This is a genomic window from Deltaproteobacteria bacterium, from assembly GCA_016219225.1.
Taxonomy (GTDB): domain Bacteria; phylum Desulfobacterota; class RBG-13-43-22; order RBG-13-43-22; family RBG-13-43-22; genus RBG-13-43-22.
Genome location: JACRBX010000201.1, coordinates 1 through 23,860 on the forward strand (window position 1 = coordinate 1; position 23,860 = coordinate 23,860).

The following is a 23,860-nucleotide window of genomic DNA, read 5'->3' on the forward strand; positions in this document are numbered from 1 at the left end:
AAAACGGATGACCTGTCCGTTTTCAGCCAGGATCAGGTTCTCTTTTTTAAGGCCGATCTTGCCGGCCAATTGGACATGCTTGACCAGATGGCGGTATTCCCCGTGGATGGGGATAAAGAATTTTGGCCGGGTCAGGTGGAGCATTAATTTCAGCTCTTCTTGGTGAGCATGACCGGAGACATGAATCTCCGAGACCTTTTCATAGATCACCTCGGCCCCGAAGCGATAAAAGTTGTTGATCAGACCAGCAATCGCCTTCTCGTTGCCGGGGATGAACTTTGAGGAAAGGATGACCGTATCCCCTTTTTTCATTTTGATCTGTTTATGGTCGTCCCGGGCGATCCGGGTTAAAGAGGACATGGGTTCGGCCTGGCTGCCGGTGGTGATGATGGTCACCTGGGAATCGGGGAGCTGAAGCATCTCCCCGAGGGTCAGTTCCATTCCCGGGGGGACGGTCAAAACCCCCAATTCCTGGGCGATCCGGGTGTTAACGACCATGCTCTTGCCGTTAAAGGCCACCTTGCGCTGGTAGCGGGCCGCTGAATTGACCACCTGCTGAATCCGGTTGATGTTGGAAGCAAAAACGGCTACGAAGACCCGGCCTTCGCAATCCCGCATGATCTGGTCCAGGGTCTCGCCGATCCGCTTCTCCGGCAAGGTATAACCTTCCCGCTCTACGTTGGTTGAATCAGACAACAGGGCCAGGACCCCTCTGGCCCCGTAGGCGGCAAAGGTGTTGATATCGGTGATCTGGCCGTCCAAAGGGGTCTGATCGATCTTGAAATCTCCGGAATGGATAAAGGTACCTACCGGGGTCTGGATGGCCAGGCCCATGCCGTCGGGGATGCTGTGGGTGACCCGGATGAATTCCACTTGAAAAGGGCCAATGGTCAGGGGGTCTTTGACTGAAACCGTCCGCAGATCGCAGGCTCCCAGAAGGCGATGTTCTCTTAATTTCTCCTTGACCAGTTCCAGGGTAAACGTTGAGCCGTAAACCGGGACCGATATTTCTTTGAGCAGGAAAGGCAAGGCCCCAATGTGGTCCTCATGGCCATGGGTCAGGACGATGGCCCGGATCCGTTCCTTGTTTTTTAAGACATAGCTGAAATCCGGAATAACGATATCAATGCCCAGCATATAGTCTTCCGGAAACATCAGTCCGGCATCAACGATCAGAATATGCTCCTCATATTGGACCAGGAGCATATTCAATCCAATTTCTCCCAGGCCCCCCAAAGGGATGATGTCTATAGGGGATGTGGAGGTGGACAACTCGGATAAAGGAGATAAAATATCGGGCTCCATGGGTTATCCTTTGAGCTTTGAGCTTTCAGCTTTCAGCTCTTCGTATTTTAGGTTCTCTACTATCGCCCCCCTGACCTTCTCCATCAGGACCTCGGCATCCTTGGTATGGTAACCTTCGGTGGAAATAGGCCGGCCTAATACGATTTGTATGGTTCCAGGGGTGATCCGAAAACCTTTTTTGGGCAGCACCCTGGCACTCCCTAAGATGCCGATGGGGACAATGGGTTTTTGAGATTTCAAGGCCAGGATAAATCCCCCTTTTTTAAAGGCCCCCAGATGGTTTTCCGCCTGGCGGGTCCCTTCCGGAAAGATCAGGATCGAGGTCCCCTGTTTGACCTTTTGAGCGGCTTGAAGCAGACTTTGATAGGCCTGTTTGGGATTGGATCGGTTAATGGGGATATAACCGGTTCGCTTCATGGCCCAGCCGAAGATGGGGATGGTAAAAAGACTATCTTTGGCCAGCCAGCGGAATTGGACCTTTAATTTGGACAGCAAGGCTAATATATCAAAGGCGCTTTGGTGATTGGCCGCGAAGATATAAGGCTGTCCGGGAGTCAGAAGGTCCTGATGGATGATCCTGGCCCGGACACCGCTCAGGAACAATGAGGACGACGCCCAGAGGGCGGCAACCTGGTGCGAGCGATTCCCGCTGGAATCAAATAAAGCAACGAGCATGGCCAAAAGGCTGAAAAAAATCGTCAGAATGATAAATACAGGTAAGAAATAAAGATTCCGTAAAGACATAAACTCTTCTTCCGCTCCCCTTAACTGGATGAAAATCATAATCTATTCTTAAGCTTTAGTCAAATGATGATTGGGGCCCTCCAACCTCTCCCCATGGGATCAGGGGCCTTCCAGGGCCTGCCCCCCCTTTTTCATGGCCCACCAGCCGGTAAAAAGGTGAATAATAAAAACCGCTCCGAAAGATCCGGCCATCCACCACCGGTCAAAGAGGGTCAGGGGAGCTGACCGCAGTTCGGCCATGAGCAGGCGGTAGACCGGTCCGGCCTCCAATCCGATGGTAATCCCGATCAGAACAAGGGACAGGATCATATAAAGAAACCCTCCGAAACCAGTGGCCATCTGTCCCAGATTTTCTGTTTCATATTGGGGATACAGGGCTCCCAGGCCGACGGCCAGACCCACCAATCCAAAATCCAGGCTGACCATGGTCAGGGAAGAAATCCAGTTCATGATCGATGAGACCTGCAATTGACGGTTGGTAAAAACAATCAAAATCTCGGAGAGGATGAGTAAAGGGATAAAATAAAAAATACACTTATACCGGAGAAAGGCTTTCAGGCTAAAAGGGGAGCTCCGGATCAACCAGAAGGCATACCCTTCCCCACTGACCGCCGGGAAAACGAATCGCACCGCCACCGAAGCCAGGACAAAGCCGGCCAGCCCCAAATTCAGGAAGGAGATAAAGTTTTTTAAATAAAGGGTCGGGAAAGGAGACTTGTGCAGGGGGAGGACACTGAAATTATAGACATAGATGACGATCAAAACCAACAGGATAAAAAGCTGGGACCATTGGGTCTTGTCCCGAAAGAAGGTCTTTATGTCCTTTAAGATCATTCCCCGGAGTTCCAAGGGAAAGGGCAAAACCCGCCACAGCCAGACATCCAACCGGTTATTGACGGGACTTCCTTTGTAGGGTCCTTCCTGCGCCCGGGAATAAGACGAAAAATAAAAGCGCCGGGCCAAGAGAAGGTTTCCCCAAAAAACCAGCCAGGCACTGCTCCAGAGGAGTGATAAAGGCAGCAGGGCGGACAAGGGATCCCCTTTTAGAAAGGCCCAAAAGGCCTCCTTGGTCCAGGTACTGGGTAAAAAAGGGGACTCCTGGGCGGTCAGGCTTCCTAAATATTCCATGAGGGACGAGAGCCGGTCCGGGTTGACCAGTTGTTCCGGACGCATGAGGCGAAAAATCATAAACAACAAGCCGACCATCAGGAGACTTAAAATGACCAGAAGATCCCTGGTCCGGCGGACGGGTAAAAAGGCGGTTAAAAGGAGGGTGATTAAAATGCCTGTACTTCCGGCCAGAAAGACAAAGGGCGGAAACAACAGGGGCAGACTGATATAAAAACCGACAGAGGCTTGAAAAATGACCCCATAGCACAAGAAGATTGGAAGCCCCATAAGGATAACCATCCAGGAGGCATCGAAAAGACATTCCAGATAGCGGGCGGAAAAGAGGGTCAGGGTGGGGACAGGGGTTTCGTGGACCAGAGAAAGGTCTTTGGAAAGAAAGAAGTTGGAAAGAGCGATAATGAGATGGCTGTAAATCAATAGCGTGAAAAAAGTGAGCAAGGTCATGGACAGGACCTTTTGAGAGAGGATCTCGCCGAAGCCCGGGATGCCATGGAAATAGTTCAGGATGCGAAAAAAGGCATAAAAGATCCCGGCCCAGAATGACAGGCCTAAAAAAGCAAAAAAGGCCGTCTTCCAACGGGTTCCCGGTATCCGGTTGAGACGGTTTTTAAACCCCAGGATTCGGGGTTGGAGCAAAAGAAGGACAGCCTTAAAGGATGGGGTCAAGGGGCTCCTCTTCCATATCTCCGGTCAGTTTTAAAAAAAGGGATTCCAACCCTTGGGCCTTCCAATCGGCTTCCCTGGAAAAGGAATCGATGGAACCAAGGGCGATCAAGGCCCCCTTTTGGATGATCCCGATCCGTCCGCAAATCTCCTGGGCCGTGGACAGGGTGTGGGTGGAAAGAAAAATGGTCATGCCCTGGGCGCTTTCTTTTTGAAAAAGACGCTTCACGATCCGGACCCCTTTAGGGTCCAGACCCACCATAGGTTCATCGACGATCAAGACCCGGGGATGATGGATCAGGGCCGCGATGATGATCAGGCGTTGTTTCATCCCATGAGAATAACTCTCAATCAATTCATCGCGCCAATCCCAGAGATCAAAAAGGTTGATCCGGCTTTCCATTTCTTTGTCGATATCTATGGGCAAAAGTCCATAGAGACCCCCCACAAAATGAAGAAACTCCAGGCCGGTGAGCTTGTCATACAAGAAAGGCCGATCCGGGATATAACCGGTAATGGCCTTGGCCTGAGCCGGTTCGGTGAGAATAGAAAAACCGCCCAGGGTTACATCCCCGGCCGTCGGGGCCAGAACCCCGGCCATGATCTTCAAGGTAGTGGTCTTGCCTGCCCCGTTGGGTCCCAGAAATCCGAATATCTCTCCTTTAGGGACTTCCAGGGATAAATCCTTGAGGGCGGTTAAAGGGCCAAATTGTTTGGTCAGGTGACTAATCCGGATCATTGGGCTGCCTCGATCTCAATTTTCAGTTTTCCGATGACCGGCAGGAGCGCGGCCATGCCTTCCTCCATGCCTTCTGCCAGTTTCAGGTGGGTGACATCTGCCGGCATCTGATTGAACGTCGGGTCCAGACTGATCCATTTCCGGCCCAGGTAGGCCTCTATCCAGGCATGGTAGTAAAAACGGTCCCTCAGCAGGGTGAGGCCCAGGGCCATACGGGAAGGGATGCCGGCGGCCCGAAGCAGGGCCAGGAGCAACACGGCGTGTTCATTGCAATCCCCTTCCCGTCGCACCAGGACGTCCACGGCCCGGGGGAGGGACAGAGTAGGCGTTTTCTTTAGTTGTTGAAAGACCCAGGTATTCAGACGATTGGCGGCCTTTTGGGCATCCTGCTCCTGGCCCAGGGCCTCCTTCAGGGCCTTTTGCAGCCGGGGATCGGTCAAGGTCAGTACCGGGTGGTCGGACAGAAAAGGGGCCTGGTCTCCTTGGTTATAGGGCAGAAGATAGGAATCGTGGCGGGTAAGGGTTTCCTGTTCTATGATTACCCGGTCTTTATTGACCTTTTGCCGATTTTCGGCTTGAGGCATCTTTCCGGGAAAGGGGGAAAGACGAAGCATCAACCTTTTGATGGTCTTAGGGTCCGGTGGATTTTGAACCGGTATGGACACCTCGACGGCCAAGTCAGGACCTGACCCCTGATCCATCTTCCGGGCCTTTTCCTTTGTTGAACGGACCAGGCGGAATCCCATCAAGCCCTCTTCTTTCAGGACAAGTCCTTTATAATCGATCCAGACGGTCATTTTATTCCCCAGAAATTCCATTTCAAAACGCTGCCCCGGATGCACTTCTTCCTCCAGGGATACCAATTCCGTGGGACCGGCCTGGACGGTAACCGGCTGGGGGGCCATCATGACCGGATCGAAAAGAGAAAAGGTTGTTTTCTCTCCGGGTTTCATCTGTGCCCGGTATACTTGATAGGGAAGGGTCAAGGGCAATTGGGGCGGTGCCTTCAAAGGAAGCCGATAGGTCTGGGATTTTCCCATCAAGTCGGTGATCAGCTTTAAATAGGAGCCTTCCATTGTTCCCTGGATCGAATAGTCCAGGTAACCGGACACCATATTGACCTGAAAATCCTTCAGGTGAAAATCGGGGGTGAGGGAAGAATGAACGGACAGGTGCAGTTGACGGGGAAATCCTAAGACCATCAATCTTAAAAACAGATCTTGTGTAACGATATACCCCTTGGCCGAACGCTGTCTGATGGTATGGGAATAGCCGATTTTCTGATTATTAAAGGTGATGGACATCCAGTCCTCAGCGTCCTGGAGCAGGCGGTTACTCGCAGGGAGATTGGAAGAGGGGGAAGGGTTTGAGGGAGGGATAAAAGCCTTATGAAGCCAGAGACCCATCAGGAAAATCCAGACCCCCAGAGAAAGAAAGAATAAATATTTCAGTTTCATACCGGATGGTGCCATATCCTGAATAGGGTATCAATTCGTACAAAGGTTTGAATAAGCCCCATCTCCTGTTTCGTAACTCCCGCTGTTGCGGTATTTCTTTATAGAATAATACCATGTCTTAGAGTCTCTGAAAACCGTTTTTCCTCCTCTGCATAAGGCGGCACCTTCACCCTGTCAGGAAGCCAATTGTTGCATCGTAAGCAATTCATATTATCCTTATGAATGGAGCCAACTATGAAAAGTCGGCCGGAGTGTGCGAATTTCTTTACAGGTGTGCGGTTCTTCGTACATATTTTATAGCGAATTTAAACAGATTTAGACGAAACAGGCGGAGAAATTCGATATTTCTAAAGAGGAAGCGTTGGCATATTATTCGCATATTTAACCGAACCAGAAAAGGAGGGGCCAGAAAACGAGATCGGATCGTGGATAAGAAATCCTGGATGTCGTTTAATAAATTAAAGGCTTTTGTTAACAGGAACGAAACTCTCATAGATTCAAACCTGAAAAGAAAAGGAGGGGTAGATGCGAAAAAAAATCATAGGGCTAATGGCGATCGTTGCGGCCGTTCTTTTACTTAATGCGAACACCTCAACAGCCGTTGAACAACTGGTAGGCCCAACCGGCGTGATTCGCTATTCCAGCGAAAAGGCATTTGACGGCTATACGTTAATTTCTCCAGGCTCTTCGAAAACATCTTATTTGCTGGACATGGAAGGAAACATCGTTCACAAGTGGGTAACCCCATACCTCCCCGGGCTTTATGGCGAATTGTTGCCTAATGGAAATCTCCTCAGAGGGGGACGGCTCGATGGAGCTCCCGTGCGATTTGGAGGGACCTCCGGGATCATACAGGAGATCGACTGGAATGGAAAGGTCGTCTGGGAATGGAAGGAGATGTCGCCCACGTATGTTCAGCACCATACATTCTGCCGGATGCCGAACGGGAATACACTGGTTCTGGGTTGGGAATATAAGAGCAATGAAGAGGCCATCGCCAGGGGGCGCGATCCCAAAACATTACTATGGGACGGCTACCTCTACAACGGGGTCGTCCACAAGGGTCTCTGGCCGGATTACATCAGGGAGGTAACCAAGGAAGGTAAAGTGGTGTGGGAATGGCATGTCTGGGACCATATCGGCAGGGGGCCTGACAAGATCGACATCAATTTCGTCTTGCCCCAGACCGCCATGGTTTCATACATGCGGGTTGCGGACTGGACTCATTTCAACACCGTGGACTATATCCCGGAGACCGATCAGATCATTCTCAATTCGCGTAATTTTGGCGAGTTCTATCTGATTAATCACAAGACGGGCAATATTGAATATCGATGGGGAAATCCCTGCGCCTATGGGAAGGGCCGATGCCCTTCATGGATTGATGACGGCGATCAGCAGCTCTTCGGCCCTCACCATGTCAGCAGACTGACGAACGGTAACTTCCTGATCTTCGATAACGGATGGTTCCGACCCGAGGGCAATCGCTCCCGAGTGCTGGAGATGGATCCGAAGACCGGGAAGGTCGTCTGGGAATACAAGTCCAAGGTTGGAAACAGCTTCTATACACGTTACCAAGGGGCGGCGCAACGGCTTCCCAACGGAAACACCTTTATTACGTCAAGCAGTCAGGGCCATGTCTTTGAAGTAACCGGTGGAAAGAACCCTGAAGTCGTCTGGGAATGGATTAATCCTGTCGTTGGTAATAACAAGACCAATTGCTTCCTGGAAGATTCGAAAGATATCCGAAGCGTCGTTGAAGAGGTGATGCTATCTACCCTTCATCGCGCCTATCGGTACGGTAAGGATTACCCCGGGCTTGCGGGCAAGGATTTAAGCAAGAAGGAGCCTTTGGCCAAGGGCTGCCTGGAGATGTGGAAACATTACAGAGAGTTTGAATCTGCGTCGAAGGGGACAAAATAAAGGGATTATCCTGTTCTCTCCCCCGTATGGTTTCGCTCTTGGCCGAAACCGTACGGGGGGGATGATAAGGAACATCGTACCGGCTGGCCTTCGAGTCTTCGAACACTGACTTTCTTTCCTGATGTTAAAACCTGAATTCTGCGGCCAATGCCCTATCCTGCCAGGAGGGGTTGGGCAGCGTGACAAAAGTATCTTGCAGTGCTATGAAGGTAGAAGGAGTTCTTGATTTTCAAGCTCCTGCGTTTATCGTGCGCTTTGGGGGGTTTCATTATGGTACGATAATTGAGTATCCTACTCCAAGACCGCAATGGTTATGAGAGACGCAGATAGGGATGAAAAGGGTGGATAGGGCCCTTCTCTTTAACTGATATTCAAGGGGAAAGTATTCATGGAGGTAATAATGAAAAAAGGAAAAAAGCTGGGTTTGGAGGTCATGGCAACCATCCTCTTTTTGATGATTTCGTCATTGGCTTTGGCGGAGGATCTGATGATCCTGGTCACTTCTCCGGAAGATTTGAAAAAAGTCCAACCGTGGGTGGATTTTCTCACCAAAAACGAAATCACGGTGAAACATTTTTCACCTGGAGATTTTGAACCTCTAAAAAAGAATTTCTATTATGTAACCATCCTGGGGGGGATGGACCAAGGTGGTATCAGAAAGTTGATTGCGGAAGCGGTCGGACCGGCTGAAGCCATCGCCCTGGCCGACAAAGGAACTCAAAAGATGGTCTTTAAGGAAAATGTCTGGCTGCCCGGTCAAAAAGTCTTGATTTTCACTGGCGACAATAGTCAGTCGGCGGTTCAGGCGCGAACGGAAAACAGGGAGACCTGGATGAAATACCTCAAAGAGTGGTTTACCCTGGGCGAAGGGCCAAGTGGTCTTAAGTCCTATTGAGGTTTGTTCCTGTTAAAACAGTTTTATATCGGATGGAGGAGATCAGAATGAAAAAATTAATAATGATAGCCGGGGGCCTTCTCATGATCGCAGTGGCCTCCATGGGCTGGTCCTATCCGACCGTTTTCCCTCATGGAGCTACTCTATACAAACCCGATAAGGCCTTTAGCGGGTATACCCTGTTTTGCGTGGAAAATTACGGGGCCTTTCTGATCGACATGAGAGGCAACGTGGTTCATGAGTGGAAAAATATCGGAAAGGTCGACCATCCGGTCAAGCTACTGCCGGGCGGGCATATCATGGGCGCTACCGGTAATTCGGGACGTATTATGGGTCATGAGGATTCCAACGATTTAGCCATAGCCGACTGGGACGGCAAGATCGTCTGGAAATACCCCAAGGCCGGGATGCACCACGACTTCGAAAGAGCCGGTAATCCAGTCGGATACTATGTTCCGGGTCAGGAACCCCAGGTGGCCAAAGGCAAGACGCTCATCCTTTCCAACAAAGTCGTCAAAAAGCCCCGCATCTCGGACAAGCCGCTACTGGACGACATCATCTATATCGTTGACGAAGAGGGTCAGATTATCTGGGATTGGCTGGCAAGTGATCATATCGAAGAGATGGGATTATCCAATGAAGCCCGGAATACCCTATATCGGTACCCCAATTATGTCATGTCCCGGACACCCGGATTCGTTGGAGGGGATTGGATCCATGTTAATACCGCCAGTTGGGTCGGCCCGAATCCATGGTATGACAAAGGCGATGAACGTTTTCATCCTGACAACATTATCTACGACGGGCGACAGACCAACACCACCGGTATTATCGATCATAAGACCGGAAAGATCGTCTGGCACTTGGGGCCTGATTTCGAATCCACCCGGCAACTGCGCGAAATCGGCGTAACCGTAGGTCTGCACCACGCTCATGTTATTCCCAAGGGCCTGCCCGGTGAAGGAAACATTCTGATATTCGACAACGGCGGGTTTGGTGGTTTCGGCGCCCCCAATCCGAGCGCGCCTTTTGGCCTGAACAATGCCCGTCGGGAATATTCACGGATTGTCGAACTCGATCCGATCAAAATGAAAATCGTCTGGGAATACGATGCCAACAAGGCGGGTAGCCGGGATTTGGCCAAGTTTTTTAGCGACTATGTAAGCTCTGCCCAACGATTGCCGAACGGCAACACGCTGATCTGCGAAGGCGCTTTTGGCCGTCTCTTTGAAGTAACTCCGGAATATGAAACCGTCTGGGAGTATATCAGTCCTTACTATTATGAGAAAGAAAATTTCAACATGGTTTATCGGGCTTACCGGGTTCCGTATGATTATGTTCCTCAGTTGAAGAAACCGAGTGAGGCAGCGATTATTCCACCGGAAAGCTTCAAGCTGCGGTTGAAAGACCTGGTCGAGACCAGGTAGGGAGCCGATCTGTCCCCCGTCGAAAGTCTAGTTCTGTATAAATGAATTTTGAAAAAAGGAGACCAATCATGGGAAAAAAAATGATAGCCTTCGTACTTGGGGTGCTCCTCACCGGCCTGTGGCTGGAAGGCCCCTCTTCGGCCCAAGGTCGAAAGGGACACACCGGAGGCCTGGGAGAGGCCAAAATCCACTTCAATGTGTCTTCAGCAAAAAACCTATCCAAGGCCCCCGGCATCACCCCGGAGATCGCCGAAGCCATCGTCAAGTACCGCAAGAAAAAACCCTTTAAAAAACCGGAAGACTTGCTTAACGTTCCCGGAATCACCAAGGAAATTTACAAGAAGATTAATCCGCAAAAGGGAGTGGAAGGAGATCTGTTTACGCTGCCACGCCCCGGTGAAAAACTGGAAGAAGAAGATGATGAGCCGCTGAGCCCGTCTAAGTGTTAATTGAAAAGGAAAAGACTTGGGACGAAAGGCATAAAGATGAAGATCGTGAGAATCCTATTTATTGCTCTGGCCTTTTTGAGCTGGATTGGTTTCCCTGGGCTGTCCTGGTCCGCCGAAGACCCCCATGGCCTTCCTCCAGCGGAGGATATGGTCTTCATTCCCCATTTGCAGGGTCTGAAAAATAAATCTTACAAGAACCATTCGGGGCAGGCAAAGCGTCTTTCCGAGGCTATTGTACTTCGAGAGAGTGAGGTGGCTAAAGGGCAGGCCTTCGTACCACCGGGGGGACTGTTTTATCTGTCCGAGACCGAGGGGCAGGCTGCCCCTTTGATGGGTGATCCCTTCCTGATTCTGGGTGAGCATGCTTATTTAGTGGATCTCGTGAGCGGGGATCGATTGGTCAAGGAAGTCAAACTCGGGAAAGGGGAAAAAGCTCCCGTCGGCAACAGCGGCTACCGACTCTGGTTCGATTACGCTACGGATCATTATGAGAAGCCCTATGCCCAGTTAGCCCTTATTTCCCCCTCCGGGGGTTGGCCTCTTGAATTTCCTATTGCCAGCGCCTTTCCCGGCAGGGAAGAGGTCCGCAAGCTGGAACTCAAGGATGGATATAACGAACAAGTGAAACCGTTTTTTCTGGATAAAGCCTACCTTTACGGCGCCAGCCAATTCGTGGCCAAAAAAATCGACTTTGAGTCGGCGGACTTCGAAACCATTAAGTTCCCTTTGATTTCAGAGGCGACTTTTTCCATGCATCGGCCCATTGTTCTGGAGGTTCGCCAGGAGGATTACCGGTACTATCTTAATAAGCGTATTTATGCCTTCCGACGGCCCGATGGCTATCTGATCAGAGTAACCAATTTTACGGGCAGCAAAATTTACGCTGAGAAACTGATCAAACCCATCACCAACCAAGGTTATAAAACCTTGGTTTCAGAAAAAGATAAATATCATCTGACGATTCCAGAGCTGGATATCCGGATTGAAATAAAAGGGCACCCTTCCGTTCTTAAACATTCTGACTTTGTGCCCTGGTCCAGCAGCCATAGCCACGGATTTTCCAAGGGGACTCTCAGCTTTGTCGTCTATCGGCGGTTGATCACCGTTCGAAACGGAGATCCCTGGCCCCTGGACAAGCGGTACCGGGTGCTCCTCGAGCCCAATCTGATGAGTGGGATGCTCCAGCGGCTGGTTATAGAGAATGCCAATCCGATTACTTTTAACAATAATAACGATTCCTATGCAGGGCCTGTTAAATTTTCCAACCTTTGGAATCGCCCTGCCTTCAAGGTGGTGGCCCGGAAATTCGATAGTCAAGGGGTACACGAATTGTATGTCCGGGATTATTTTTTGATGCGTACTGACAACATGGTTTTTATGGAAAAAGAAGGCCGGCAAAGCATAGATTTCTTTGTCGGTTCTTCGCCGGCCCTGGAGCCTATTCTGGAAAGTACCTTTCTTTCCCGGCTGGCCGATTCCACTTTCGGGACCGTGGTGGAGGGGGCGCATTTCACCTCCTATCCCAAAGTCGTTTCCAATGCCTCCTTTTATGAGCCGGACCCCACCGCCCCTTTTGTACCCCGGCTCAAAGGGCTGCAACGAAAGATTGCCAAGAATCGCAAGAACGAGCGCTTACTCTCCTCGGAAAGTTTCTTCATTCGGGGAAGCTATGTGGACTACCGGAAGGGAAGGATTGTCATCCCGCCGGCAGGATTGTGTTACAGTTCCCGCAATGCCCGGAACATCCGCTCCCTGGCCGGGGAATCATTTTTCATGCTCGGAAAGCGGGCTTATCTGACCTCCTTTAAATCGAGCACCTTTGTTCGGAAAAATTTCAACCTTGACTTCTGGAAAAATCAAACGATGGGGGACACCAACCTCATGTACTGGCAGGACCAGTTGCTCGGTGTCCGAAACAAAACGTTACGATTTACCAAACCATTCTATCTGGATGACAGGCCGGTCGCTGAATTGAGTTTGATGAAATACTCTGGGAATCGCTGGGAAGCCCATTTCCTTATGGCCCAAGGGCTTGATCCCCAGGGGGACAACCGGTATATCATGCCGGAGATCTTTGCCGAAGGCGCCACTTGGATCATTCCAGAGTATGTGGGATCCAACTTTGTGAAGATTAAAGAGATCGGCACCCCCTCCATGGAATCCATCAGTTTTACTTATGAAGAACCCCAGATGGTCCAGCTCGGGCCCGGAGAGAAGACCCCGCTCGGCAAGTACGTCATGGAGTGTAATTCCGTCAATACGAAAACCAGAACGGTGGGCCTTTTACTTAAGGATAATCGCGGAAAAGTGGTGGCAGCGAAAAGCCTCGGTCCTCTCAACCAGGAAACGATCGGCCTCCTGCCCCAATTCCAAAAGACGGCCCGCAGCCTGCAGTTGATCCATGACGCTGTACAGGCCGAATTGGATGTCAAGAACCCTTTCGCCGGGGGAAAGGCAAACCTTTTCCTCTTTACGAACATCGAGACCCTTGAACGGGATACCTCTTTTAAATTCGATTCCCGGTTCATGGTCCGGCCGGATGTCTGCGGCCACTGTTATCAACTCAACGAGATTTTGTTGGATAATCCGGAAAGCATTATCCTGGATAAAGACCACCGCGTCTATGAAGGACCGAAAAATAAGGACGGGAAACCCCTTTTTCGTATTGTCATTGATTCTTTCGACGGTGAAATGATTCATGCCTGGCACGTTGAAACTTATGACAAGGGAAAAATCCAAAAGTCCGATAACCTGGCCTTCCGTTCCAGGAATAATATTGATGTTCTGGTGGGGGTGAACGGCACGACGGAGGGTTTTTTGAGACTTTCCATGTTGCCCCGGTTAGGGTTTATGGAATACTGGCGGATCAGTGCCCGCGGCCCGGCCGTTAAACTCACCGGCTCCGTGAATACCGGCGGCTCGGCCCATATAGCCCGGTGATCTCGGAACAGAGGCCATCAACAGCGATTCAGAAATGGCGGTCTTATAAGCCCAAAATTCGTAGTTAAGGAAAAAACTCATGCCTTCATCCACAAGCGTCCCCTTTGATCCGCACAAAAAATCCATACGGCAATGTCTTTACAGCTTCCAAGAGGTTCTCCCCGGTCTTCTGGTCATGCTGCACATTGCCGTCTTCAGTAACAACCTGCCCGGAGTGCCCAATCCTTTTACACTGGAAAATCTTTTTTTCTGGCTCGATGGCGTAATTGGACCTTTGAATCATCAACCTTTCTTTCAGATCCTTAACTCCAATTTCGTCTGGAATCCAATCTTGATGGGTTTCATCATCGGGAATGTGTTTGGAGTCCCGGATTCCTGGAAACGGGGTTTGAGCTATATCCATATGCTCATGCCCCTGGGGATCATCATGCTGGCCCCCCATTTTATCCTGGGGCATTCCTTTAAACTGGGTTTGTGGCCCATATTGCTCTGTACGGGTTTTATGTTTTTAACGGCTTCGGCCACCCTTTTCTTGGCCCGGTTTTTCAAAGTGGATGACCGGCAGGCTTCGGTCATTGCCGGAGGCCTATCCACCGGAGACCCCCATGCCTGCGTCATCCTTATGCCCTTGATCAAGGCCAAAGGCGGACAGGTCATCAACGGTTCTATCGGCGTCATCGGTTTCGGCCTTATGGCCATGGTGGTTCTCCCCTGGGTAAGCGGATACTTGGATCTGCCGGAAAAAATGCGTGGGCTGGCGGCAGTCGTGGGCGTCGGGAACGGCTCCCAGGCCTTGTATGCCGCCTATCAATCCGGGTACGAAGCCGGTCGGTACGCCCTTTGGTTTGATGTGGGCCGTCATGTGATTATGCCTGCCGGGTTTATTTATGTGTTTATCGTTATGTTTGTTCGGAAGAGGCGAGATTGCGAGAATCCGAATAGTATGGCTACCCAGGGAATCGAAAAATTTCCCCTCTGGCTGGGGATTTTTATTTTTTTCTGGATTCTGGCGGCCCTCCATCTATTTAAAGAACCGGCTCACCAGGCCGTGTTCAATATGGTCAAATGGGATTTCTCCCTGGCCGCAGCCGCCCTGGGGCTGAGCCTTTCCTTTAAAGATATTACTGCAGCCGGAATCAGAGGATTTATTTTGACTTTTGCCGTCGGGGCCTTTCGTCTGGCCCTACTGTTGGCCCTATTGGCCGTTCTGGTCAAGACCGGTCTGCTGGCTGGATAAGGAGATTTAAGATGGATCGGAATCTTAAAACGACCGATGAAAAAGGCTTTAATTACATGGCCAATACCGGTCAGGAAGAAAAAGACCGGGATACCCTTGGATGGGTTGTCGCGGTGGTTATCATCATCACCCTGACCGTTTTTCAATATTTGGGAATGTATTAAGGGGAGATTTTTATGTTTGGGACGATTGTTTTTGTTCTATTGATGCTTTTGCTGGTCATGAGCAGCGGTGCAGCGATACATATGGCCCTGTTCAAGGGTCATCGGCGGGAGACCGGCTTTGCTAAGAAAGTAATAGGCGGGTTCGTGTCCTATCTGCTTTCGGGGACAGCTTGGCTTTTCATGTATAGTTATACTTTTTTAGGGTGGTAAAGGAGCTCATTATGAAGAGAAGGAAATTTGTGTATGTCTTGGCGGTCTTTCTGTTCACCTTTGGGGGAATTAGTCTGGCAGACGATAAGGGAAAGATCAATTTGAATACCGCTACCATGGACCAGTTGACTAAGATTCCAGGGCTTAATAAAGACCTGGCCAAGAAACTGGTCGATCAGCGGAAAAAGAACGGGGAGTTTGTTGACATGGAGGAACTTCTCGATATTAAGGGGATCAACCAGGATCTGTTAAAAAATCTGAAGAAATATCTGCTGATCAAACCCGCCAGCGGATGTAATTGTTAGCCGCGCCCTCAATGAAAGGATTACGAACGATCATCTGGTCGGGACTGGTTTTTTTGTCCCTGGGACTGGTCTCTCTGGCTAAGACGGAGATACTTGGAGATTATGTTTCTTATAATGCCTGTATGGAATGTCACCCTCAGGTAGTAGATCGGTGGCAGGCCACACCTCATGCCAGGGCTTTTGAAACCCTGAAAACCCAGGGGGATGAGAAACAAAAGAATCCAGGCTGCCTAAAGTGTCACGTGGTAGGATTTGATAAGGATGGCGGATTTATTGACCTGGATTTGACCCCTGAACTCAAGGGCGTTCAATGCGAATCCTGCCATGGCCCGGGGCGAAGGCACGTTGAAACCCAGGACCCTGTCCATATTATCGGTAAACCCGAAGAGAAGTCCTGCCGGATCTGCCACACGGAAGGGCAGGATAAGAATTTCAATTTTCCCAAGAAATCCCGGTTAGTTCATGGGAATAAATGATAGAGGAGTAACGCATGAATATCTTGAAATCCCTGGTGGTCTTAGCGATCCTCCTTTTTGCGGCACTAGTCCAGGCGGCAGGCCTTAAAGTGAGCGAGCCGGTCATTGACTTCGGTACGATTAAAGAGGGGCCGCCCGTAATTAAAAAGAGTACCTTGACCAACAGCGGTACTCAAAAGCTGACTATTGCCAACGTTACCACGAGTTGAGCCTGCACCACCGCTGCGCTCGGGAAGCGCAGCCTTGAACCGGGCGAAAGCACCAAGTTGGTGATTACCTACAACACCTTTAAATATGATGGCAAATTCGATAAGACGGTCAATATTTTTACCGGATCCGAAGGGAAAGACGAAACCGTCATCCGGCTTATGGGTACCGTCGACCCGATCCCCATGGGGGTCATTGAAATGGTACCGCGTAAAATAGAGGTAGGTGAATTAACCCTAAACAAGGGCAACACCGTCCAGATTGTCCTCAAAAACACCGGGAACGCAGCGCTCACCCTGTCCCGGGTGGCTTCTCAGAAGTTTAACCAGGTCTATTTCGACGGTGACCAGGAAGGACCGATCGTCATCCCTGCCGGTCAACAGCGTACAGTGAAGATCACGATTACCCCCTTAAAAGCAGGGCGGTTCTTGGATAGCATTCTGATTTTTTCCGATGCCCGAAATGACATCGGTAACGGCTACAAAGGTATCCTGGCAGGAGAAGTCCATTAAGGGTCTTGAAGAAAAGGAGAAGGAAAAATGAAAACAGTCAAGTTGTTCTCACTGGGCGCGCTCATGGTTGTTTTTATGCTGACCATCCCCTTTACCCCTCTATTCGCCCTGGAAAAGACCGGGGGAATAGGGATGACCGTTGCCCAATTATACGATGAAACGACAGAGGATCATAAGGGATACCTCGTCGTCTTGGATGTCTTTAGGGACAGCCCGGCACAAAACGGCGGCATAGAAAGAGGCGATATCCTTACCCACATTAATGGGCGGATGACAAAAGGCAAGGATTTTATGGAGTTGTTGCGAAATGAAATCAGGGGACCAGAAGGAAAGGAAGTCACCCTCAAGATATGGCGATACAGTCTGGAAAAAAGACTGGAAATTAAACTGATCCGGGTCCCTATGTCCTATTAGTGTATGGGGCTGCTACGTTTCGTAAAGGAATTTCCAGTTGGCTAAACTCAGGTCAGGTTATAAAGGGCCAGTTTGTCATATAAAGCACGACGGCTGATTCCCAGAAGACGGGCAGACTCTGAACGATTATTCCCGGTCAGCCGCATAGCGTTGATTATCGCTTTTTTCTCAGCCTCCCGGAGTACCTGACTCAGTTGAGTTAAGGGGATCTCCGTCTCCTTTTGCCCGAGGGGAATTTCCGTACAGAGACAATCGAGAGTCAAGATCCCATCCTCCGAAAGCAATATGCTCCTTTCCATCACATTGGCCAGTTCCCGTATGTTCCCTCTCCAGGGCCAATGATACAAGGTTTCCAGAAAATCCAGGTTCACATGATTGATCTTTTTTTTGTAGGTTTGACAGAAAGTTTTCAAATAGAAGTCTATCAAGAGAGGAAGGTCCTCTTTCCTTTCCCTCAAAGGCGGAAGGTATATGGGGACGACCGCCAAACGATAGTAAAGCTCTTCCCGGAACTGGCCTTTTTCGACCTCGGATTTTATGTCGCGACTCGTGGCGGAGATGAATCGAACGTCGATGGTGACCGATTTGTTACCCCCTACTGGTTTGATTTCCCTTTCCTGAATAGCCCTTAAAAGCTTGATCTGGGTCTGAGGAGAGATTTCACAAATCTCGTCCAGAAAGATGGTCCCACCCTGGGAATCCTCCAGCAGTCCTCTTTTGGCCCGGATGGCCCCGGTAAAAGAGCCCTTTACATGCCCGAAGAGCTCGCTCTCCAGGAGAGTCTCCGTAAGTGCTCCGCAATCGATGGTCAGGAAAGGGTTGTCCCGGCGGGAACTGTTGAAATGAACATGCTTGGCCAGGAGTGATTTTCCCGTGCCTGTTTCACCCAGGATCATGACCGAGGCCATGGAATCGGCGATTTTATTCACCCGGTGCAATAAATCGGACATGGGTTTGCTGGAACCAATGATGACCGGCGCTCTCTCCTCCTTTTCGGTTTCCTTGTCGTGGAGCTTATCCAGCTTGCGGTGTAAGGCGCCATATTCTATAGCCCGTCGGGCCAGGATTTCCATATCCTGCACTTTGAAGGGCTTTGTAAGGTAGTGAAAGGCACCGCGCTTGATGGCATCCACCGCGCTTTCAATGGTACCCACACCGGTCATAATGATGAACGGCAGGATGGCATCGGTCACTCGAACCCTCTCCAGCAGCTCTATGCCGTTGATGTCCTGGAGGGCGAGATCGGTGATGACTAAATCATACACGGTTTCGCCGATGGCCTTCCAAGCCTCTTCGCCGCCGGCGGCACTATCGACCTGATAGCCTTTGCGGGTGAGAAAACGACTTAAAAACTCCAGCATTTCGATTTCATCTTCGACGACCAGAATTCTTTCAGCCATTATTCCCCCCTGAATCATGTCGTTCCGCTTCCGCGGAGAGGGACGGCAGGAGTACTCTCATCGTTGTGCTGCATCCTTCCTGGGATTCTGCCCAGATCGAACCCTGGTGACGCTCGACAATGGTGCTGGATATAAAAAGTCCCAGACCGAAACCGGTCTCTTTGGTGGTATAAAAGGGATCGAAAACCCTCTTGAGATCCGCTGGTTTGATCCCAGGTCCGTTGTCCTCCACTTCCAAAAGAACCTCTTCCCGGTGGTTGGAATTCCGGGTGCTGACCCTGATAGTAATCAATCCATTAATAGTGAGGACTTGGATCGAATTTAATAAAAGGTTGACCATTAACTGCATGAGCTGCCTCTCATCTCCGAAGACTACCGTTCCGCCTGCGGGAACCTCCTTCCGTATCAATATTTTTTTGGCTTTGACTTTAGAATGGACGAAGATAAGGCTTTCTTCAATTACATCGATAAGGTTTACCGGGGCCTTGATTAATGGGCCTTGGCGGGTGAATGCCAGAAGATCATTCACGATATGACTGGCCCTTTCGGTGTTTTTTACTATCGTGTCAAGACCCTGACGTCGGCTCATTTCATCCATGGGTTCACCCAGGAGATCCTGGGCATTGGCCAGGATTATCCCCAGGGGGTTATTGATCTCATGGGCCAAACCGGCGCTGATCTTCCCTAAAATGGCGAGCCTGTCTGAACGGATCAGTTCTTCTTCCAACCGTTTGCGAACCCGAATATCCCGGGAAAAACAACTGGCCAGACCCTTCGGTTGGCCCGAGTCACTGATCGTGGTGGCTATCATTTCTATGGGTATCCGGGTGCCGTCCCCGGCTTGAAATACGAACTCCTTCTCCCCATAGCCGCGCTCAAACAGGGAACCGATGAATGCCTTCATCTCCGATTTCTGCTCCGGGACAACCAGTTCGGTCATGTTCTTTCCGGTCAGGTCCTTGTCACCCTGGGCCAGCAGGTCTAAGGTGATTTTGTTGGTCAGTTTGAGATCACCGTCTCCCGAGATGATTTGGATCATTTCATTAGAAGATTCTATCAATTCCCGATACTTCTGTTCTGAATAGCTCAACTCCCGGGTCATCCGCTGAACCCGCCGTTTTAGCGTGAAATTCCAGCCGGCAAAGATCAGAAGCACTGCCGCCAGGCAAGCCAGTGCCATCACAACATACTTGACGTATTTGTTCCAGACATTGACTTCGATACCACTCCCCAACCATTTTTTTTTGATCTGCTGATAATTTGGGCTATTCCCGATCTTACCTAAGGTCAAGCTCAAGTCGGAGAGAAGATCTATCCGATCTTTGCGCACGGCAAAGGAGAGCGGAACGGTTTCAATAGGCATGCCGGTTAACTTGATGTTCTGAAAACCATTTTTTTGGATCAAGTAAAGAGTCGTCAGGGTACTCGGGGAAATATAAACATGGGCCAAGCCTTTGTTCAAAATCTCAAGGGCTTCTTCAGAGGATGCCGTTTCCACAATGGAAACCCCGGGGGGAATAAAGGTTTGGATCTCCCGACGTCGATCTTTTTCCACTACGACGGAATGACCAAGGGTGTCTTTTAGGCAGGTTACGGTCACACAGGAATTGTTCACGAACAGGTTTCGGTCCACCCGGATTCCTGTGTTGATGAGTTTAAAAGCGTTTTCGGATTCCGGCCTGAGCAAAGTGCAGCAGACTATATCGACCTGTCCGTTGACCAGTGCCGCGATTAAGGAATTGTTATCATAGGCATGGAACTTTACCTCAGATTTCATGAGCCGTCCGGCCATGACGGTCAGATCCACACAAAATCCGCGGTAGGCCCGGAGACCGGTGTCTACAAAGGCAAAGGGAGGCATGGACCGGGGAAGGCCGACATGAATGGTGGGTTTGTGGTCTGCTGCTCTGGATGGGGTAATCAGGAAACCTGTCAAAGTGATTACCGCAATAAATCCCGCAAGAAACCGACGTTGTATAGGCGTGGTCCAAAGGTTGCCCTTACCCAGGATTAAAGACGATCCGATAGTTTCCATAGTCTACTCGTCTAAACCTGTAAAGAGGTAGCCTTCAATTCCACAATGTTAAAATTTTTAGTGGTCCCAACGGGTTCGAATAAATTGGGAGTTTAGTAACTTACTAAGTGTTTTTATAATAAAGAATAACAGGTTGGGGACAATCTGTCAAGTTTCTATTCGGCCAATTGTTTGTTGACAAATCAGATGGTTATGCTGTATAAAACCTATATTTTTCTTACATTACTCCTTCCTCAAGATCTTAAGGAAATAGATGGCCGGGTTGCCTATCCCCAAAGATCCCATTCAATCGACTAAGCCTGGTCATTGCCGCTGTGAAGATTTATAAAAAGGCAGGATGAAATTTTTGGGCTGGATCAAGGGCTTAAGATCCAATTTAGCCCGCAAGACCGTCCTGTGGCATGTTGAAAAGGAAAATTTTCCTCCACTTCGGATTGTCCAAAAAAGCCATGGGCTTTCCCCTGGGGTGGGTCCTGTCCCCCGAAGTGCAAAAGCGCCTGGACAACCAGCTCTGCGATAAAATAACAAGCCCTTTAACAATTTTGATAAGCTAAAGCGCATCAAAGAGATTTTGGTAAACGTTATAAGGATCTATAAGTTTAGAAGTTTGCTTGACAAGCGACCTGTTTTTAGACTATATTTGGTCATATTTAAACTTAAATGAGGTTTTCTAATGAAATTGTCTAATCAAATCAAACCGATTAGCTACCTGAAAGCCCACGCCGCTGAAATTGTGCGGAATATGGGCGAGCAGAGGGAACCGCTCGTCATCACCCAGAACGGTGAAGCCAAGGTCGTCATGATAGACATCGAAAGCTACGATCAAACTCAAGAAACGATGGCGCTATTGAAAATCCTGGCGCTCGGCAACCGTCAAATTGAGGAAGGAAAGATCGAACCCATCGGCAATGTGATCAAACGCTTACGAGAGCAGCAGAAAAGTCTCTGATGTCCTTCCCGGTTTTTCTAACCGCCGACGCAGCAAGTGACCTTGAAGATCTCTACCATTATATAACCTTGCATGATTCGCCCAAGAAAACGGAATATGTGTTATCGAAAATCGAGAAGACGCTCTGGAGCCTTTCAGAATCTCCAGAGCGTGGCGCCTATCCGAAAGAACTACTTGCTTTGGGAATACGTGATTACCGTGAGATATTTTTCAAACCCTACCGCCTGATCTACCGGATTAAAGGCGACATTGTATACGTCTTACTGATTGTTGATGGACGTCGAGATATGCAGACGCTATTGCAGCGGCGACTTTTTGTACATTAAACCCATTTAAAGTGTTTCTGTTTAACCTTAGATATCGAAAATCCAACCTTTTTGACTTAGAATTAAAACCGTTCTTTCAAGTTCTTGAAAGGCGGACAATGCCCGTAGAGGTGAAAAATCTGAGATCAATTCTGTAATGCGGATTCTAGCCCCAGCCAGGTTGAACTTCTTTAAACGTCTGGCGGTAAGTCCGCTCGCTTCGCGCAAAACTTGAAATAAGATATCTTTAGGATTTGGGATTTGTTCGATCTTGGGTAATTCCGGAAGATTCAAGGGATCTTTCCCGTTGGGATTGCCCGCCGCAAGACGGATAGCGAATTCGTCGAAAAGCAACCACGCCTCCGTCATTTGTACAGGCACAACACACACTGCAGGCGTTTGAAATCCCCGGGAAGTCGCTTCCCTTATTGCAGAACGAATTTCTTCATAACGTTTCTCGGGCTCTTCTCGTTCTGCATCTCTGTGAACGAAAAGCAGGTCGCAGGGGAATAAATCGATAGCCGATAAAATGCGATCGCACAGGCTTTTTGGAGGCTTTGGCAAACGGCCAAGATCAGCCCATTCAGCTTGAACCCGATTGACATCACCCTTTTCGCGCAATACCCATGTGAGTAAGGGAATCAAGGCTCGATCAGATGGACCGTCAGAGAGTAAGGTATAGCGAATCTCATCCATTAGATCGCTCCCTAAGTGGAAGCAACATCTGGAGGTCATCGCGATCTGCAACACGCCTTGGGCGATGGTCCCCCTTCGGTCTGGGCGGTGAGGCAGGGTTGAGATAGGCCATTAGTTTTCCCTTGGAAACGACAGAGGGCTTTTCGGGGGCCTTGGTACGCCAGGTATCTGAAAGGCAACTGAAACTGACTCGCTTAAATTTTTTGTCGTTCAGTATGTCTTCTCTTATTTCCGCCACAAGGAGGCTGTCATCGGATACTTCACTTACAACCGTGGGAGAATGCGTATTAACAATGACCTGACGCAAAGGATTATTTTCGTCTACCGATTCATCCGGATCTGTTGCTATGTCTTGAAGCAGCTGCAGCATAGCTGGAATACGTTCAGGGTGTATCCCGTTTTCGGGTTCTTCAAGACAGATCAATCCCCTATCTGTGACGTCCAGTTCGAGGACTGATAGTGCGAGAAAACGTAAAGTTCCATCAGACAATGACCGTGCAGGATGATCCGTTCCGTCTATTCCCGTAACTTGAAGTGTCAACGTTTCTCGTTTGTCATCCCGATCAACCCAAACCTTGCGAACATCACCAATAAGCGTGGTCAACCTGTTCGCCACTTTGCTGTATATAAAATCGGGATCGATCAACGGCTTCTGATCCTTCGAATTTGTGACTGCTGTATGGGCTAAATGATACAGACTTCCGGGCAGATGAGCACCATTACTAGAAAGATGAGGCGACGCATTTATTTCGTCGGGTTTTCGCAGAGCGGATGGCTCCAATTGTAGGATGCGCCAAGATTCCATTTCTCGTCGGGCACAAAGAACTGTTGGACTCTCGGCGGCATTGGCAACAGAAACAACCGTGCGCGGGAGGTTTGCCGCCGATCGTGCCAGGGTCCGACCACCTCCACGGCCCGTGCCCCTGTGATCTTGATGGAGCTTAATGACGCGTGCCTCGCCATGCCCCTCCGTAGAAATGAACGGAGACCGGCGGGCACCGGTCACGACCACATCACGCCATTTTTTCCGGCTGTGGGGAAAGATTAAATGCTTACCCGCTTCACCCTTCTTGATATGCGATAGCTCCTCTTTGAGAATTTCAAGGGATCCAAGCGACGTGCTGTTGAAAACGTCTTTGCGATAACCCAATTCAAGTAGGTATCGCAAAATTGTAATGCTCGCTTCGCCTGGCTGTCCCAGATCATCAACGGCCTTGTCTGGAACAATCATCTCAGCTTCAAAGGACATGATTCCCTCGTAATGATCGGCCACCCGG

23 protein-coding genes and 1 pseudogene are annotated in these 23,860 nt (G+C 49.7%); 15 read left to right on the forward strand and 9 right to left on the reverse strand.

What is annotated here, in order from left to right; translation table 11 throughout:
* The 5 genes from HY879_17085 to HY879_17105 all read right to left on the reverse strand — a co-directional run.
* Positions 1–1,305: ribonuclease J (locus HY879_17085; GenBank protein MBI5605052.1), on the reverse strand; the 1,305-nt coding region annotated here is incomplete at its 3' end.
* A 3-nt stretch (positions 1,306–1,308) separates the two neighbouring features.
* The gene (locus tag HY879_17090; protein ID MBI5605053.1) at positions 1,309–2,049 is read right to left on the reverse strand and encodes a 1-acyl-sn-glycerol-3-phosphate acyltransferase; all 741 of its coding nucleotides are present in this window, start codon (positions 2,047–2,049) and stop codon (positions 1,309–1,311) included.
* Between the two features lie 99 nt (positions 2,050–2,148).
* Complete coding sequence (locus tag HY879_17095) at positions 2,149–3,846, reverse strand: hypothetical protein (protein MBI5605054.1); 1,698 nt, start codon at positions 3,844–3,846, stop codon at positions 2,149–2,151.
* Complete coding sequence (locus HY879_17100) at positions 3,830–4,582, reverse strand: ABC transporter ATP-binding protein (GenBank protein MBI5605055.1); 753 nt, start codon at positions 4,580–4,582, stop codon at positions 3,830–3,832. The genes HY879_17095 and HY879_17100 overlap by 17 nt, the downstream gene beginning before the upstream one ends.
* Positions 4,579–6,039, reverse strand: coding sequence for a transglutaminase domain-containing protein (locus HY879_17105; protein ID MBI5605056.1), 1,461 nt, complete (start codon positions 6,037–6,039; stop codon positions 4,579–4,581). The genes HY879_17100 and HY879_17105 overlap by 4 nt, the downstream gene beginning before the upstream one ends.
* Before the next feature lie 549 nt (positions 6,040–6,588).
* Between HY879_17105 and HY879_17110 the strand changes: the two genes are divergently transcribed.
* The 13 genes and pseudogenes from HY879_17110 (at position 6,589) to HY879_17170 (ending at position 17,198) form a co-directional block, all read left to right on the forward strand.
* Positions 6,589–7,962 carry an aryl-sulfate sulfotransferase gene (locus tag HY879_17110; protein ID MBI5605057.1) on the forward strand — a complete coding sequence of 458 codons (1,374 nt, stop codon included), beginning with the start codon at positions 6,589–6,591 and terminating at the stop codon, positions 7,960–7,962.
* Between the two features lie 400 nt (positions 7,963–8,362).
* On the forward strand, positions 8,363–8,857 hold the full coding sequence (locus tag HY879_17115; GenBank protein MBI5605058.1) for a hypothetical protein: 495 nt from the start codon (positions 8,363–8,365) through the stop codon (positions 8,855–8,857).
* Between the two features lie 47 nt (positions 8,858–8,904).
* A complete protein-coding gene (locus HY879_17120) occupies positions 8,905–10,284 on the forward strand; it encodes an aryl-sulfate sulfotransferase (protein MBI5605059.1) in 1,380 nt (459 codons plus the stop codon).
* 41 nt (positions 10,285–10,325) lie between these two features.
* Positions 10,326–10,733, forward strand: coding sequence for a helix-hairpin-helix domain-containing protein (locus HY879_17125; GenBank protein ID MBI5605060.1), 408 nt, complete (start codon positions 10,326–10,328; stop codon positions 10,731–10,733).
* A 36-nt stretch (positions 10,734–10,769) separates the two neighbouring features.
* Complete coding sequence (locus tag HY879_17130) at positions 10,770–13,673, forward strand: hypothetical protein (protein ID MBI5605061.1); 2,904 nt, start codon at positions 10,770–10,772, stop codon at positions 13,671–13,673.
* A gap of 79 nt (positions 13,674–13,752) precedes the next feature.
* A complete protein-coding gene (locus HY879_17135) occupies positions 13,753–14,910 on the forward strand; it encodes a putative sulfate exporter family transporter (protein ID MBI5605062.1) in 1,158 nt (385 codons plus the stop codon).
* Between the two features lie 11 nt (positions 14,911–14,921).
* Positions 14,922–15,074 carry a hypothetical protein gene (locus tag HY879_17140; protein ID MBI5605063.1) on the forward strand — a complete coding sequence of 51 codons (153 nt, stop codon included), beginning with the start codon at positions 14,922–14,924 and terminating at the stop codon, positions 15,072–15,074.
* 12 nt (positions 15,075–15,086) lie between these two features.
* Positions 15,087–15,284 (forward strand): hypothetical protein, encoded by a 198-nt coding sequence (locus HY879_17145; protein ID MBI5605064.1) that lies wholly within the window; start codon positions 15,087–15,089, stop codon positions 15,282–15,284.
* Positions 15,285–15,295: 11 nt separating this feature from the next.
* Positions 15,296–15,589: a helix-hairpin-helix domain-containing protein gene (locus tag HY879_17150; protein ID MBI5605065.1), complete on the forward strand. Its 294-nt coding sequence runs from the start codon at positions 15,296–15,298 to the stop codon at positions 15,587–15,589.
* A gap of 11 nt (positions 15,590–15,600) precedes the next feature.
* Complete coding sequence (locus HY879_17155; GenBank protein ID MBI5605066.1) at positions 15,601–16,065, forward strand: cytochrome C554; 465 nt, start codon at positions 15,601–15,603, stop codon at positions 16,063–16,065.
* Between the two features lie 14 nt (positions 16,066–16,079).
* Positions 16,080–16,274, forward strand: a complete 195-nt coding sequence (locus HY879_17160; protein MBI5605067.1) for a DUF1573 domain-containing protein — start codon at positions 16,080–16,082, stop codon at positions 16,272–16,274.
* A gap of 3 nt (positions 16,275–16,277) precedes the next feature.
* Positions 16,278–16,784, forward strand: a pseudogene (locus tag HY879_17165) (DUF1573 domain-containing protein).
* A gap of 27 nt (positions 16,785–16,811) precedes the next feature.
* Positions 16,812–17,198: a PDZ domain-containing protein gene (locus tag HY879_17170; GenBank protein ID MBI5605068.1), complete on the forward strand. Its 387-nt coding sequence runs from the start codon at positions 16,812–16,814 to the stop codon at positions 17,196–17,198.
* 47 nt (positions 17,199–17,245) lie between these two features.
* On the opposite strand, the gene HY879_17175 is transcribed toward HY879_17170, so the two are convergent.
* Positions 17,246–18,598, reverse strand: coding sequence for a sigma-54-dependent Fis family transcriptional regulator (locus HY879_17175; GenBank protein MBI5605069.1), 1,353 nt, complete (start codon positions 18,596–18,598; stop codon positions 17,246–17,248).
* Positions 18,591–20,633 (reverse strand): transporter substrate-binding domain-containing protein, encoded by a 2,043-nt coding sequence (locus tag HY879_17180; GenBank protein MBI5605070.1) that lies wholly within the window; start codon positions 20,631–20,633, stop codon positions 18,591–18,593. The genes HY879_17175 and HY879_17180 overlap by 8 nt, the downstream gene beginning before the upstream one ends.
* A 673-nt stretch (positions 20,634–21,306) precedes the next feature.
* On the opposite strand from HY879_17180, the gene HY879_17185 reads away from it, so the two are divergent.
* Entirely contained in the window at positions 21,307–21,582 is a 276-nt protein-coding gene (locus HY879_17185; GenBank protein MBI5605071.1) for a type II toxin-antitoxin system Phd/YefM family antitoxin, read from the forward strand.
* The gene (locus HY879_17190; GenBank protein MBI5605072.1) at positions 21,582–21,908 is read left to right on the forward strand and encodes a type II toxin-antitoxin system RelE/ParE family toxin; all 327 of its coding nucleotides are present in this window, start codon (positions 21,582–21,584) and stop codon (positions 21,906–21,908) included. The genes HY879_17185 and HY879_17190 overlap by 1 nt, the downstream gene beginning before the upstream one ends.
* Positions 21,909–21,935: 27 nt before the next feature.
* On the opposite strand, the gene HY879_17195 is transcribed toward HY879_17190, so the two are convergent.
* Positions 21,936–22,583 (reverse strand): DUF4276 family protein, encoded by a 648-nt coding sequence (locus HY879_17195; GenBank protein MBI5605073.1) that lies wholly within the window; start codon positions 22,581–22,583, stop codon positions 21,936–21,938.
* Positions 22,576–23,814 (reverse strand): AAA family ATPase, encoded by a 1,239-nt coding sequence (locus tag HY879_17200; GenBank protein MBI5605074.1) that lies wholly within the window; start codon positions 23,812–23,814, stop codon positions 22,576–22,578. The genes HY879_17195 and HY879_17200 overlap by 8 nt, the downstream gene beginning before the upstream one ends.
* Between the last annotated feature and the right edge of the window lie 46 nt (positions 23,815–23,860).